Annotated in this window: 9 protein-coding genes and 3 pseudogenes; 2 read left to right on the forward strand and 10 right to left on the reverse strand. The window is 58.9% G+C overall.

Annotated features, from left to right (window positions below; all coding sequences use genetic code 11):
- Positions 1–173 precede the first annotated feature (173 nt).
- The 6 genes and pseudogenes from AWB67_RS31600 to AWB67_RS31625 form a co-directional block, all read right to left on the reverse strand.
- Positions 174–596: a Fis family transcriptional regulator gene (locus tag AWB67_RS31600; protein ID WP_125477753.1), complete on the reverse strand. Its 423-nt coding sequence runs from the start codon at positions 594–596 to the stop codon at positions 174–176.
- A gap of 303 nt (positions 597–899) precedes the next feature.
- A pseudogene (locus AWB67_RS31605) lies at positions 900–1,465 on the reverse strand (class I poly(R)-hydroxyalkanoic acid synthase); the annotation flags it as partial.
- 123 nt (positions 1,466–1,588) lie between these two features.
- Complete coding sequence (locus AWB67_RS31610; RefSeq protein WP_087660033.1) at positions 1,589–3,094, reverse strand: MltF family protein; 1,506 nt, start codon at positions 3,092–3,094, stop codon at positions 1,589–1,591.
- A gap of 230 nt (positions 3,095–3,324) precedes the next feature.
- Entirely contained in the window at positions 3,325–4,737 is a 1,413-nt protein-coding gene (locus tag AWB67_RS31615; protein ID WP_200822358.1) for a DUF2252 domain-containing protein, read from the reverse strand.
- Positions 4,738–5,112: 375 nt separating this feature from the next.
- Entirely contained in the window at positions 5,113–5,649 is a 537-nt protein-coding gene (locus tag AWB67_RS31620) for a GNAT family N-acetyltransferase (RefSeq protein ID WP_087660034.1), read from the reverse strand.
- Between the two features lie 313 nt (positions 5,650–5,962).
- On the reverse strand, positions 5,963–7,639 hold the full coding sequence (locus AWB67_RS31625) for a SulP family inorganic anion transporter (RefSeq protein WP_087660039.1): 1,677 nt from the start codon (positions 7,637–7,639) through the stop codon (positions 5,963–5,965).
- Positions 7,640–8,600: 961 nt separating this feature from the next.
- On the opposite strand from AWB67_RS31625, the gene AWB67_RS31630 reads away from it, so the two are divergent.
- The gene (locus AWB67_RS31630; RefSeq protein ID WP_087660035.1) at positions 8,601–9,281 is read left to right on the forward strand and encodes a VIT1/CCC1 transporter family protein; all 681 of its coding nucleotides are present in this window, start codon (positions 8,601–8,603) and stop codon (positions 9,279–9,281) included.
- Between the two features lie 132 nt (positions 9,282–9,413).
- On the opposite strand, the gene AWB67_RS31635 is transcribed toward AWB67_RS31630, so the two are convergent.
- The 3 genes and pseudogenes from AWB67_RS31635 to AWB67_RS31640 form a co-directional block, all read right to left on the reverse strand.
- Entirely contained in the window at positions 9,414–9,746 is a 333-nt protein-coding gene (locus AWB67_RS31635; RefSeq protein WP_235025439.1) for a tyrosine-type recombinase/integrase, read from the reverse strand.
- 139 nt (positions 9,747–9,885) lie between these two features.
- A pseudogene (locus AWB67_RS41525) lies at positions 9,886–10,122 on the reverse strand (site-specific integrase); the annotation flags it as partial.
- A complete protein-coding gene (locus AWB67_RS31640; RefSeq protein ID WP_087660036.1) occupies positions 10,119–10,310 on the reverse strand; it encodes a site-specific integrase in 192 nt (63 codons plus the stop codon). The gene AWB67_RS31640 and the pseudogene AWB67_RS41525, both read right to left, overlap by 4 nt.
- 747 nt (positions 10,311–11,057) lie before the next feature.
- Between AWB67_RS31640 and AWB67_RS31645 the strand changes: the two genes are divergently transcribed.
- On the forward strand, positions 11,058–12,323 hold the full coding sequence (locus AWB67_RS31645) for a two-component system sensor histidine kinase NtrB (protein ID WP_235025440.1): 1,266 nt from the start codon (positions 11,058–11,060) through the stop codon (positions 12,321–12,323).
- A 447-nt stretch (positions 12,324–12,770) separates the two neighbouring features.
- On the opposite strand, the pseudogene AWB67_RS31650 reads toward AWB67_RS31645, so the two are convergent.
- Positions 12,771–13,645: pseudogene (locus AWB67_RS31650) on the reverse strand (lipid A biosynthesis lauroyl acyltransferase).
- Between the last annotated feature and the right edge of the window lie 29 nt (positions 13,646–13,674).

Here is a 13,674-nt window from a genome sequence, read left to right on the forward strand (position 1 = left end):
CAGATCGGGCGCCGCAATCTTCGCGAGCGACCCGCCGAACTTGCCGACCGCCGTCCGTGCGGCCGATACGATCACTATGTCAGTCATTTCCACTCCTTTGTGTGGACAACAATCACTCCACCTCACGCACTACTCCATCATCTCTAACATCGCGTGCATTGCGCGGGCTTTTCTTACCGGCAAACCGGCGGTCGCCCGAGCGGTGCCGATTTTTGCCTGCGCGCATGGCTTCGCTCCAAAACTTTTCCTAACCGCTCATGCGCGCTCGCAAATTCGACGAGAGGAACGACAGCGAGTTGCTGGTCGAACAGCGTGAGAATCTCCCCAAAGAGTGCGTATGCTTCGCTGTCCACTAACCAGATACCTGTCTCAAGGCCTGTCCGGCGACAGCGCACGACGGCTGCCTTCGCCTCCGCAAAGAGCCCTTTCCGCACGTTAGCGCCACTCGTCTGACTTAACATCATTGCGGTGAGAACAGCTCGTGTCACGCTTCCCAAATGGTATTCATTGCCGTGTCCAATGCGGATCATTTCCAACCGTAGGTGATAGTCGAGGGAAATCTCATTTGCTATGGCCGGTGCCAATGGGAGCATCATTAGTTTCTCATGCGGCGCAGATGTCTGCGCCGCAGAGGGCATCGGAGGAATCTTCTCTCTTTTCATCGCGCGTTGATTAATCCACCGCCTTAGTCATATCCTCGACCGCCTTCTTCGCATCGCCGAACACCATCACGGCCGGTCTCGCGACTATGCGACAGGATGCCTTTGCACTCGCCTCCGGGCCCAAAGCCGGCAACAGCCACGATCATGGGCTTGCGCACTAGCTAGCCGTCGGCCTCAGTGGGTGACAAGTTGCACATTTAGACCTCCGTCGTCGAGATTTGAAGCGCTCAACGCCGCTCAGGCGCCCATCACTTCCGGCGGATGCTTGGCCACATAACGCCCCGGTGCCGGTTCGATGGGTTTGTACTTCGCGTTGCCCGGCTTCTTCGGCGCGGCGACCTGCTTGCCCGCGTGCGCCTGCAGCCAGTTGCTCCACTGCGTCCACCAGCTTCCCGGCTGCGACTTCGCCGATTCGAGCCACGCATCCGGATCGTCGCCGAGCGTGCCGTCGGTCCAGTAGCTGCGCTTGTTCTTCGACGCCAGATTGATCACGCCCGCGATATGCCCGCTCGCGCCGAGCACGAACTGCGTATCGCCGCCGACGAGCTGCGTCGATTGATAAGCGCCCTTCCACGGCACAATGTGACCTTCCTGCGTGCCGAAGATGTAGCTCGGATATCGATCTTGCCCAAGTCCACCTGCGTGCCGCACATCGAGAGCCGCTCCGCCTTGCACAGGTTGTTCTCGAGATACATGTTGCGCAGATACCAGGCGTCCATCGGGCCGGGCAGGTTGGTGCCATCGGCATTCCAGTAGAGCAGGTCGAACGCCTGCGGCGCACCGCCCTTCAGATAATTGTTCACGAAGGCCAGTTGCTGCCAGTGGTTTGGGAATGCAAACACGCTTATCCATCGCCGGGGCGCCGGACCTAGCAGGTCGCTCGGAGTCAAGATAAAAAGGAGGTGCCTCGCAAACCCCTACAATGGTCAACCTCCGGGTTTCATCGTGCGAATCGCCTTGTCGCGCGCTTGCTGCGCGTCGACGATCAAGCGGTATGCTGCGTAATACTTAAAAATGTTGCGTACGTACGTCGTGGTTTCGATGCCGATCTTCTCCGCGACTACGATTTCGACATTGTTGAACCACTTGTCCGGATCCAGCCCGCGGGCCGCGGCCTCCTTGCGCATCTTTGCAATATTGGCCGCCCCCGCGTTATAGCTCGCGAAGGCAAACAATGTGCGATTGTCATCGACGAAGTGCGCGTCCGGAAAGTAGCGTGTCATCAGCCTATCCATGTATTTCGTGCCCGCATGGATGTTGGACTCGGTCACGCCAATGTTGCCTACAGCCATTTCCTTGCCTGTTCCCGGCATCAATTGCATGACCCCGACCGCGCCAACGTGACTGCGCGCCGACTGGTTCAGCTGCGATTCCTGATAGCCTTGGGCGGCCAGCATCAGCGGGTCGAAGCCATACTGCTTGCCATACGTCTCGAAGATGGTAAGTGTTTCTTCGAAACGCTTTCGCTCCAACGCACCCGAAGCATCGGTGACCTGCTTGATACGCTTCATGAACTGTGCGAGCCGATAGTCGATGACGCCCTGCTTTTTGAGAAACTCGTTATAGAAATCGGTCACTGCGGCCTGCAGTTGCGGGCTGTTCTTCCTTATCGCCCAACCCACATAGCCTTCGCTGCGTACCACCAGGTCCTCCCTGACCTTGATCTGAGGCAGAACTTGTGCCCACAGTTTTGCTTTCCAATCGTCGACCACTACGATGCCGAGCATTCCCGCATTGAGCATTTCGAGCGTGTCCTCATCTTCGAGTGCGTCCGGCAGCAGCGTGATCTGCATGACCGGCTTGCCCGCTTTCCTGAACCGGTCGTTCAGCGCCGTCAGACTCTCGTGGTAACTCGTCGCCTTGCGTACATACACCTGCTTTCCCGCGAGGTCGTCCAGCATGGCGATAGCGGGCACACGAGGACCGGTCACGATCAGTTCCCGGACCGGTTTGCGGTCAGGTGGCGCAACAAAGTCGACAAGCTTGCGCCGCTCATCGGTCGCGGTCAGGTTGCCCGCCGAGATATCGCCCAGACCGGTCTGAAGGTTAGTCAGAAGTTTGTCCCGGGTCGTTGGAATCAGAAAGACCGTCACTGGGCGTTTGCCGAGCTGGCTGGCGTAGCGCTTATTGACGTAACGTTCGAAGTCGCGCGCGAGTTCAGCGGTCAAACCGCGTTCTCGACCTTTGTCGTTGAAATACAGCGTACGGCTGTACGGCACGAGAAAGCGGATCGAGCGGCGCTCGAGCATCGCGTCGAAGTCGCCGGTCCACGGTTTGACCGCGAGGTTCAACTGGCGGGCTTTCGCGACAGCGGCCGGAGGCGACGATGCTTGTGCAACAGCGGACGCACTCGCGCCCGAAGCGGCTCGCGCCGACGAGGAGAGCACCGAGACCCCGACCAGCAAGGCGGCGAGAAAACGAAGTCTCGTCATGACATGTCCTCCCCATCTGAACGATAGTCCGGAAAGCCAAACCACTGCCGTTCAAAACTTAGGGCGTTTCGAATCCGTGATACAGCGTTCCGGCGCGCGCCAACCTACCCGTCAGCAACGATCGCCTCCGACGCTTTTGCCTTAGCGCGCCCTGCCGCGTCGCTGAGATCGAGCAGGCCGGATATCCCGTACATAAATAACGACACAATTCGTGCGAACGGTGCAGCGAGCTACTCTTCGGCGAGAGCCTCCAGCCGTCCGGCACGTACCGCCTTTACCAGCGCCGCGTGGTCACGCTCCGTCTGATCTGCATAGGCCAGGGAAAACGCGCCGATGGCGTCGTCAAAGGTGTCGCCCTTGCCCAGATAGCCACTAATGGTTGTGGCATCGCCGGATTTGGCATGGGCGCGGGCCAAAGTCCAGCCGCAGAGCTCGGCATAGCGTTTAATCTGCGCGGCGGTGACTTCCTCTGAGGGAGCAGACATCTTCATGTCCCGCAACTGGCGCACAAAAAAGTCATAGCCTCGCTTTCCCCGCAACCATCCTAAAAAAATGTCGCTGGAGGACTGCATCAGCCGTTGTCCCATGACGACACGTTGCCCCTGATTGTCATATTGGCTCATTCCCGCGTAGGGTTCGAGGACCGACCGGCGCTCTTCTTTGAACTGGAGAATTAGGGGATGGTTTTCCTCGTCGAAAAACAACCCGATGAAGCACCGGGTGCCGACGCTGCCGATACCTACAACCTTTAAAGCGAAGTCCTCCAGGTGGTAGCGGTCCAGGAGGACACGACGCTCATCGGAGAGCGACTCGCGATAATCGACGAGCGCCTCGCGAACCCGTTCCTCGAAGCCCGCATCATTGACGTGATAGAGAAGCGGCGGTTGATCGACCAGGCGGCGGCGTCCAGCCACTTCGCCGACAATCTTGGGAAAGAGGTTTTCGACAACACGCTGTCGGGCTTTGTCTGCTAATTGCTCGCGAGTCTTTTTGACCTTTTCGTCGGGGGCCATCGCAATGAGGGTTTTCATATCCAGGCGCGTGTACCAGACTTCCAGAGGATTCATCCGGGAATACTCCCGCAGGCGCTCCCGGTAGGCCCGCGTGCACTCCAGGACGGCTTCCCGCGAATTTGCATCCGACAACTGGCTATCGCGTCCTGCGACCGCGAAACTGACGGCCAGCCGTTTCAAGTCCCATTCCCAAGGTGCGGGCAGCGTTTCATCAAAGTCGTTCAGATCGAAGACCAGATTGCGCTCCGGGGTGGCAAACAAGCCAAAATTCAACAGATGACAGTCTCCACAGGCTTGTACTCGAAGACCTGTGCTTGGAGTCGTAGCGAGATCGTAGGCCATCAGCGCCGCCGACCCGCGCAGGAAAGTGAAAGGGCTGCGAAGCATTCGGCCATAGCGAATCGGGACGAGTTCCGGTAGTCGATCGTGATTCGATTCTTCGAGAATCTCTATTGGATCCCGGCGGTGAGCCGATGGTGTCCAGCCGGCGTGGCTGCTGCGCGGCACGCTGTTGCGCATCGCCTGACCGGCGGCGAGACGTTCTGCGCGTGAGCGAAGCACTGGAACATCGACGGCGACCTTATCGACTTTGGTTTTCGCCGTCTTAGGCGACTTCATCACGGTTTCCATGATTGCCTCCTCCTGGCACTGCGTGCTTACTTTTGGATGACGAATCGGCACCGTAGCGGAAATTGTTGGTGGACACCTACCTCGTGATCGGACTCGGCGCGTCGTCTCGCCGGTTCGGCGTCCCCCGTAACATGCGAACTCGGTAGGCCCCGTCGCCGCAACACGGGCATCACAGCAATAAACCCAGCGCTGATGATCCGCCTATTAACAATAGCAGGTGCTCCGCGATGCCGTAGGAGCGAACCGCTGGTGACCGGGGCGCCACCTTGGAAAACTTCGCCGATCCGGCTGAGCCGTGTCTGACTAGACCGGTTCAACACCCTGTGACGACGGGCACAGGCGACGGCTTAGGCGGTTGATGTTCGGCTTCCTGCATCACAGTTCGAGCGTCACCACGCGCACAGAGCGATCTTCAGGGCATTGCACATCCGCGAAGCCGAGCCGAGCGGCAAGCCCGCGCATACTGGAGTTAGAGTGCAGGACGAAGCCTTCCATGCGTAGGAAACCCCTCGCACGGGCTATCTCGATCAACGTCTCCATTAGGCAACGGGCAAGGCCCACACCGTGCCAGTCGTCGGCGACCGTCACGGCAAACTCGCAGACATCACTCCCGGGAGCCGCGACGTAGCGCGCACCTCCGATGATGATTTGCCGGGATCCGTCATCGCTCAGGGCAATCAGCGCAACCTCCCGATCGGGAGACGGATGGGTCGCCGAATCGAGCACCTTTTCGGGTAGGGCGCGCACTGAAGTGAAAAAGCGCGTGTAACGCGCCTCGGGGCCGAGGCGCTCGAAAGCCGACCCAAGCTCGCCCTTGTCTTCAGCGCAGATGGGCCGTACGATGACACCGCGCCCATTGCGCAGGGTCACGGTGAGCGGCAGAGAGTCGTCTCTCTGGTGGTTATCTTGCATATTCGTTCCGTTCCGGCAGTTTCATTCGGTGGCACTGGGCAACAACGCTTGACGAATCGTCGTCGCGGCTTCCCGCGTGTGGTCACGATTACATTCGAGAACGAAATCAGGCGCTAAAGGACGTCGTCGGTATTGATGCTGCTGGAAAGATGTCGTGAGCGCGTCGATCACCGCCTTGGTGTCGACCGGCGCGCAACGACGGTCCCAAGCTCAATGCTCCCGGACATCAGATGCGCCGTTTTGTGCTCCCGTCGTCTACGAAGACGCCGTATCGCAACGTTTGGGATCGGCCTCTTCACTTCGCCCCATTGAATTAGCAGTCGTGGCGTGAGCCACCTGGCGTACTGGCGCGATACCTGGCAACCGCCTGTTCCATGTCGAAGCACATCCTGTCGTGGCCGAGCGCCTCTCCCAATGGAGAACGCCGGACCATCGCAAGGACGTCGGGATTCAAGCCGACGAGCCAGACCGTGATCCCCTCGTCTTCGCGCAACTTCTTCTCCGACTTTGTCAGCATCTTCAATGCGGTGAATTCGAAATCGAATACGCCCGCAAAATCGAGCGCCACGACCTTCGGCTTCGTCGCGATAATCGGCGGCCACATCTTCTCGCCGATGCGCTGCGCATTGGCAAAGAAGATCCGCCCCTCTGGCCTCAGCATCAGCATGCCCGGGAAGGTCTCATCCTCGGGGTGCTCGGTCGACTGCGGACGGAACACATTCGTACCGGGCTTCCTGCCCAGAACATAAACTGGAGGATTTGATGCCTGGTGAGCGAGCGCCACCAGCGACACAATAATGGCAACGACAATCCCCTCGAGCGTACCAACCAGCACCACGCCGACCAGCGCGACCAGCGCCCAGATGAATTCCGTGCGACGCACCTTGAGGACTTCCAGGAACTCCGCCGGCTGAATCAGCCCGACCGAGTACACGATGACTACCGCCGCCAAGGTCGCATCTGGCATTAGCCCAATGAGAGGCGCCAGCAACAGCATCGTACCGAGCGCGGCAAACGAGGTGACCAGTCCGGACAGTTGTGATCGTGCTCCCGACAGACGGTTCACGGCGGTCTGTGTGGTCCCTCCGCCAGCGGCCATAGCGCCGAAAAACGCGCCAATAAGATTTGCCAAGCCCGTCGCTAGCAACTCCTGGTTCGGCCGTGGCATCGGCTCGCCGCTTTCCGCAAAAGCGCGTCCACCCGCGATAGTCTCGGTAAAGCTCATCAATGCGATGCCTAGCGCCGGTGGCCAAAGCGCCATCATCATCTCAAAATTGGGCAGGGCGAGGGCAGGCAGTCCCGTGGGGACATGGCCCACCGTCGCTACGCCATGCGACGACAGGCCAAGCAGGCTAACCCCGCCAATTCCGGCCGCCACTGCAATTAGGGGTGCGGGCGCACGTGGCGCAAAATGCTCTATGGCGACTAAGAGGCCAATCATGACTGCGCCGACCGCCACGGTTGCCAACGCCGCGTGTGGAATCTCCTGAACGATCGCGATCAGGTTGTGAAAGAACGAGCCTTTGTGAAAATGGATGCCGAGCAGTTTCGGTACTTGGTCTACGACAATTACAATCCCCACGCCTGCCTTGAAGCCTATCAGCACCGGTTCGGAAATGAAATTCGCGATGAAGCCTAGTCGCAGCAGTCTCGCCACGATCAGGATCAACCCTACGAGGCATGTCAGGGCCGCCGAAGCTGTCGCCAGATTCGCAGTAGCGTTTCCGGACACCACATCCCCGAGTGCTGTCGCGACCAAAATTGCGATCGTTGTCGTCGTACTCACACTCAGGACGCGAGAAGTGCCCAGCAAGGCGTAGACGAGCATGGGCGTGAACGCCGTGTACAGCCCGACTTGAACAGGCAGCCCGGCGATCGTCGCGTAGGCAAGCGCTTTCGGGATGACGACCGCGGCCACCGTGAGCCCCGCGACGACATCGGGCCTCAGCCAATCTTTCCGGTAATGCGCAAGCCACTCCGGAAAGAACATGCGGACGGCGCCCCCTGAAGGCCGCAATGCACGGCTTTCCTGCTGGCTACGTGGCTTTCCTTTATTCGGAGGACGTCCTGGCTTCATGGTCATGGCCGAGAGAGTGAGGAACCAGTTGTCGCCCCCGCTGCTTGCAACCGCCGGTCGAGGGTTTTTTCGCGATCTGGCTGCTGAACGAGTGCAGCATATGAGCAGTGACCGCAGTTCTGCATCATGGTGTCCACAGCCAATCGCAGAGAGCGCTGGTGGCGACCATCATCGAGGTACCTAGGAAGGGCTCCCCGCCCGGCTCGGCGCTCCCTGCGAACGAATCCGCCCGACAACTTTGGCTTATCAACATTGTGATGCCTTGTGGAAGCTGTCTCCGCTGGCGGCCTCGTGTCAGAAATCCTCCGCTATGTACTTAAACGGATGGTTCGATTCTTCATAGCCGTCTGACTTTTGCCGCTTGGGCAGAGTCACTTTATCGCGGTGCATAGCCTCATAAGCCTGACCAGTTCCACGTGCAACTTGGATAAGGCTTTCCGGTACTTTTTGTCCGACAAGTCTTGCCTTCCACGGACGGGTCCTTTTTCGCCTCGATCTTCGCCATCTTGTTTCTCCACTTTCGCCGATCTGAGATATCTTCCGGAGTACCTTTCATAAGGTAGGCGGCAGCACGACAATCGGCAATACGACTTTGGTCCAATATCCTGTTCATGTCGAGTGCCGTACGCTTCATTAACCTAGTACGGTGGTAGTCGCAGCCGTGGCTGAATATTCGGCCAGGTGCTTGCATCGCACCAGACCATACTGGCAAACGTGGTTCGTCGAGAGGTCGCTGAAGGTGCAGTCGCTCTTCACGGCACAAGAAGGCCGCCGCATCTCGTGAGATCGGCTGCAAACGTGCTGGTGGGATCACGTGATAGCCAGTTCGGCCGGCAACGAGCATGCCCTTGCGCGATCCACGAACGGAGAACTCATGAGCGCGACCGGCTTGACGCAACAGGAGGAGGTCCAAACGCGCGAAGCGGTGCTCGACACCGTCGATCGAGTTTCGGAATTGTGCTTCGGCTTGTTCATGGCGTTGACTTTTGTGGGCGCTGTGTCTGCCGCTACGGGAGGAGAGGATGCCGGGCGAAAAATGCTGTACACGGCACTGGGCTGCAATCTCGCCTGGGGGCTGGCCGACGGCGTAATGTATCTCGTACGCACGCTCACGAACCGCGGTAAATGGCTCACGCTTGTGCTGACTGTTAAAAACGCGCCGGACGCGTCCGCTGGGGTTAGCGCGCTCCGCGACGCGTTGCCGAAGCCATTGAAAAGTGTGGTTGCGGATTCGGAACTTGAGCTTATTCGAGCGCGCATTGCCACTACCGCGCCTTCGCCCGATCGTCCCCGGCTCGTGCGCGATGATTTTCTAGGTGCTGTGGGAATTTTTGCCCTTGTAGTCTTCTCGACTTTCCCGGTTGCATTGCCGTTCGTCCTGTTCAAGGACGCCTCAACTGCCTTGATCGTTTCCCGCGTGCTTACGCTGACAATGTTGTTCTGTGCAGGTATCGCGCTTGGCCGTCATTCCGGATTCGGCGGATGGAGAGCAGGATTCGCGATGGTGGCCCTCGGCGTGACGCTGACCATTGCGATCATCGCGCTGGGCGGATAAGGGTGACGGGTGCCATCACTTTGCGACGCCGAGCACCCAAGGTCCCACAGCGGAACGAATGACAAAAGCCGTTGGTCCCAACCCCCCGCAAGCAACTGCAGTGGTAGCGTTAATTCTCCGGTGAAAAGCTGCCTACGTAAAGCGAACCCCGGCTGCACCGAGCGGCTGGCCATATCGATTGACGAAGATAGGCTCGTTACCCTTGCGCGGCTGTCGCCTGAGCAGCGCCTTGATTATGGCCACCGTTTCCGGCCACAAGGGGCAGATACGACACTTTCGTCCTTTACCGAACAGCTCTACTTGTGCAGGAGACTCAAAGCGAATGGCTCGTGGACACACATCCAGCGCCTCCTGGATTCGTGCCCCCGTGTTGTAAAGGAACGCGAGCAACGCGTGATCTTTCTGCCCTTCCAGGCTCGATTGGTCGGGCTCTCGAAGAAACGCCGCAATTTCCTCGGCATCCATGTTGCACATGGTGGGCCGCGACATCTTCTTGACCGGAATATGTGCGATCCTCTGTGCACTGCGCGATCGCAAGCGGCTCCCGATGTGCGACGAAGGCAAAGAAGCTGTGAATAGCGGCAAGTCGACAGTTGCGCGTGCCGATGGACACCTTCCTGTCCTTCTCCAAATAGTCCAGGAACGCAAGCACCTCACCGGCTTGCAGGTCCGCTAGAGACAGCTGCGCAATCTGCCGTTGCTCACGACTGGCGGTAAATTGAAGGAACATCTTCCACGTGTCGCGATATGAGCATACCGTGTGATGGGAGAGATTCCTCTGCTTGCCCATCCATTCGTGGAAAAATGCGTGCAGCAAAGAGGCGAAGGTACTTTGTTTCATGGCAGGATCTCCCTCGTCCGTAGCGCCGCTGCGCCATTCTTCCGGAAGCGTTCACTGGCGTTCTGCAGCAACTCTGGTGTGATGTTCAGATAGACCAGCGTTGAGCGGATGTCTTTGTGCCCGAGGTATGTTGCGAGATAGGGAAGCTTGGATTGCGGGTTGATTCCCGACTTGTACCAGTCGCGCATCCGATGGCCAACCATCGTGTGTCGCAGATCATGAACTCGCGGCCCAATTGCGCCGCGCGCGGGTTTGACGTCCGCACGTCGCAGGACGTCGGTAAGAATGAGCCGTACGCCGCCTACGGTGTAGGCCGCTCGGGGTGACGCTCACCGGTGACGATGATTCCCTCGGCGTGACCTCGTCCAAAAGTGTACTGAAACTCGTTTTGCGCTCACGCGAAGGACCCCAAATCTAAGTAACAGGCGTGCGGCCCGTACTACTGACCACACCTCGTGAGTGTTGAAATTCACGTAACTCTGAACCGTTGTTCGAACAGTGGCTCGGTTTCCGGCGACCGTGCTCGGTCGAGGCTCTATGTCCAACACTTCTTTTAGCCATACCTTACGTTTTCATTTACTCGGTCATTTTGAGCGCGTAGTCTTTTGTGTGCTGCGGCCGCGAGCCACTCTGCGGAGCGCAACGGCCGGAACGCCGATGTGCGTGGGCATGTTGGCGAAGAGGACTTGTCCGGGTTCTGGGTTCAGGCTGCCCAATTAATGGGACGAATCGCCGTAGATAGCCAACCAAAAGCACGGATCGGTTTTCTGATTGTCTGTTTGCGACCCGCCTTGAAGGTTTTGCCGCGTTGCCGTTAGAGCGATTAACGCGGGTATCAGCAGCCCGCCTGCATTAAGTGGCCAGGGGCATCGCTGCTGGGGCCATCGCCGACGAAATTCGTGCACACAATGCGGACATCGCGCAGGAGGGGCACCATGACGATGGTTCACGCGGGATTTGTCCGTCTCTTCCCCGCCACATCCGAATCCGACGGACGCATTGAGTGCTCTGTCGCGAGTCTCCTGCAGTACACGTCGCGCCTCGGAGCACCCTATGACGGCGACGATGAACGGCGCGAGATGCTGATCGGCTCTGACGGAACCAAGCGGCCGGCGCAGGACGACGAGCAATTCTGCAACACGATGGAACTGTTGCCGTTCGCGATTTTGATCACGGATCGGCACGGTGCAATCGTGCTGGCAAATGCGGCAGCGGAAAACCTCTTTGGTTATAGTCGGGACGAGTTGATCGGCGGATCTGCCGACACGCTCGTACCCGGATTGCGTGATGGTGTCCACGCGGCGCTGCATATCGACTCAGGCAGCGCTCGCTCGCTTCGCGCGGTGGGCGGCACACGCGATGTATTCGCGCGACGCAAGAAGGGCACCGAATTTCCCGCCGAAATCACGACGAATCCGATCGCGACTCACGGTGAAGCGCTCGTGCTGACGGTCGTCATCGACCGGACCGAGCGATACGAACTGCAGCGCAACCGCCAGGAGCTTGCTCACCTGACGCGCGTCTCCACGCTGGGAGAACTGGCCGCATCGCTCGCACATGAGATCAACCAGCCGCTCACGGCCATCCTCAGCAACGCGCAGGCGGCGCAGCGCTTCATGGCGATTGAGCCGATCGATCTCGCGGAAGTGCGCGAGATCCTGCAGGACGTCATCGACGACAACCGCCGCGCGAGCGAAGTCATCCGAAGGATTCGCGCGCTCGTGAAGAAAGGTGAACTCGAGGCTGCGCCGCTCAGTCTTGCGGAAGTGATCGGCGATGTCGTGCTGCTGCTGCATAGTGACGCGATCGTGCGCGGCATCCGCGTCTTCCTAAATATCGATCCCGCGCTGCCGGCGGTTCATGGCGACCGGGTGCAGTTGCAGCAGGTCATGCTGAATTTGCTTCTCAATGCGTTTGACGCGATGGAGTTGCACTGCGTACCTGATCGTGCGGTCGTGGTCGAGGCATCGCTCAGTGGCGAGGACTCGGTGCGCGTCGCGGTGCGCGATCGCGGGCCCGGCGTCGCGGGCGACATCGTCGAGAAACTTTTCTTGCCGTTCTATACGTCGAAGCGGGACGGGCTTGGGCTGGGACTTTCGATCAGCCGATCCATCGTCGAAATGCACGGCGGGCGCATCTGGGCCCAGAACAATACCGGTGAAGGCGCCACGTTCTATTTCACGCTTCCCACCAGAGCCTAACTCGGAGCCGCTTCATTGCGGTCGATGAACGACTTCGTCATCGACGACGAAGACGAAGACGATTGGCGTCGCTTCGGCGCTAACGGGGACAGTGCCCGCGCCGGCGGCCTGCGCGAAAGGCACCATGTCTCCTGGCAGCTATCGGCGCGACGAAATGCATGCTCGACAATGGTGGCGGCGGTTCGCAAAAGCGAGGCATCGAGAGGTGGTCGCTTACTGAACGTCCGGTGAAGGCTGCGGGCGTAGGACTCGATCGGTCACGCAAGTCCTCAGTTGACGTCCGCAGGTTGGCCGAACCCCGTCTGACATTGAATGGCCGACGGGGTCGGCCGTTGATCGCTCACGTCGGGCAGCAGTCAGACCGGCATGGCCGTTCGCTGTGGGTCTAGTTTGCCGGTTTCGGATAGCTTGCCGCCAACGTAAGAACGAGCTGGGCGCATGGCACGATCAATATACCGCAGGCATGCCGGGTGGACGATGTTTGAAGCGTCGATGCACCCAGTAATACTGGGCGGGGAATTTCATTATCTGGGCCTCGAGAAACGCATTCATACAACGCGCATCACTCGTGTCGCTTTCTGATGGGAAATCGCTGAGAGGCGCAAAGATGGTCAACCGATACCCTTTGAAAATCCGGCAGTACTTCCGTCACGAACGGCACAACGCGCGCGCCCCAATCTTGCAAGTCGGGAAACAGAAGTCAGCGTGCACGCAGGGACGCCAAAAAAAGGCACAAAAACAGAGTTATCGATGCCATGGTCCATGTCCGCAGCAAGCATGACCGGTTTGCCCTCGCGAAGGAATTTCACGATCTTCCTGGCGCTTGTCGAACGTTCGACCATCTCTGCACCGAATCGGCCGCGTTGCCGTCTGGCTAGGTCGCAAAGACGCGTGTTCGACATGTGCGTGTACAGGGCAGCGACAGGCAACTGCAGCGAGTAACGCATGCATCCGACCTCGATGCCCACGAAATGAAACCCCATAAAGATGGTAGGCGGAGAGTTCCTGTCTTCGAGATCAATCGCGCTTTCGATCTGGACGATATTTTTTATCGTTTGCGCGCTACCAAACCATTGAATGCCTCGTTCGAGATAGCTGCGGACGACATGCCGAAAGTGTTCCCTCGCAAGCTCATCGTACTCACCTTCGGTCTTTTCCGGAAAGCAGAGGCGCAGGTTCACAAGAACTATATGTTTGCGGCGGCTGGGAAGCGAATACAGGGCCGCGCCAAGCGCGCTGCCAAACCTCGCGACCAATTGGTACGGAAGTATTGAGTGAACCGCCCCGGAAATATAGGAGACTTCGGATCTTGGCTGTGACAGGAGATTTAATGGAATGGACGCCCCCACCC

Origin of the sequence: Caballeronia terrestris (assembly GCF_001544515.1) — a bacterium.
Classification (GTDB): Bacteria; Pseudomonadota; Gammaproteobacteria; order Burkholderiales; family Burkholderiaceae; genus Caballeronia; species Caballeronia terrestris.

Bases quoted from the DNA above. Each gene is read 5' to 3' on its own strand.
- AWB67_RS31600 (WP_125477753.1), bottom strand. From the start codon at position 596: ATGATGCTCCCATTGGCACCGGCCATAGCAAATGAGATTTCCCTCGAC.
- AWB67_RS31610 (WP_087660033.1), bottom strand. From the start codon at position 3,094: ATGACGAGACTTCGTTTTCTCGCCGCCTTGCTGGTCGGGGTCTCGGTG.
- AWB67_RS31615 (WP_200822358.1), bottom strand. From the start codon at position 4,737: ATGGAAACCGTGATGAAGTCGCCTAAGACGGCGAAAACCAAAGTCGAT.
- AWB67_RS31620 (WP_087660034.1), bottom strand. From the start codon at position 5,649: ATGCAAGATAACCACCAGAGAGACGACTCTCTGCCGCTCACCGTGACC.
- AWB67_RS31625 (WP_087660039.1), bottom strand. From the start codon at position 7,639: ATGTTCTTTCCGGAGTGGCTTGCGCATTACCGGAAAGATTGGCTGAGG.
- AWB67_RS31630 (WP_087660035.1), top strand. From the start codon at position 8,601: ATGAGCGCGACCGGCTTGACGCAACAGGAGGAGGTCCAAACGCGCGAA.
- AWB67_RS31635 (WP_235025439.1), bottom strand. From the start codon at position 9,746: ATGGATGCCGAGGAAATTGCGGCGTTTCTTCGAGAGCCCGACCAATCG.
- AWB67_RS31640 (WP_087660036.1), bottom strand. From the start codon at position 10,310: ATGCGCGACTGGTACAAGTCGGGAATCAACCCGCAATCCAAGCTTCCC.
- AWB67_RS31645 (WP_235025440.1), top strand. From the start codon at position 11,058: ATGACGATGGTTCACGCGGGATTTGTCCGTCTCTTCCCCGCCACATCC.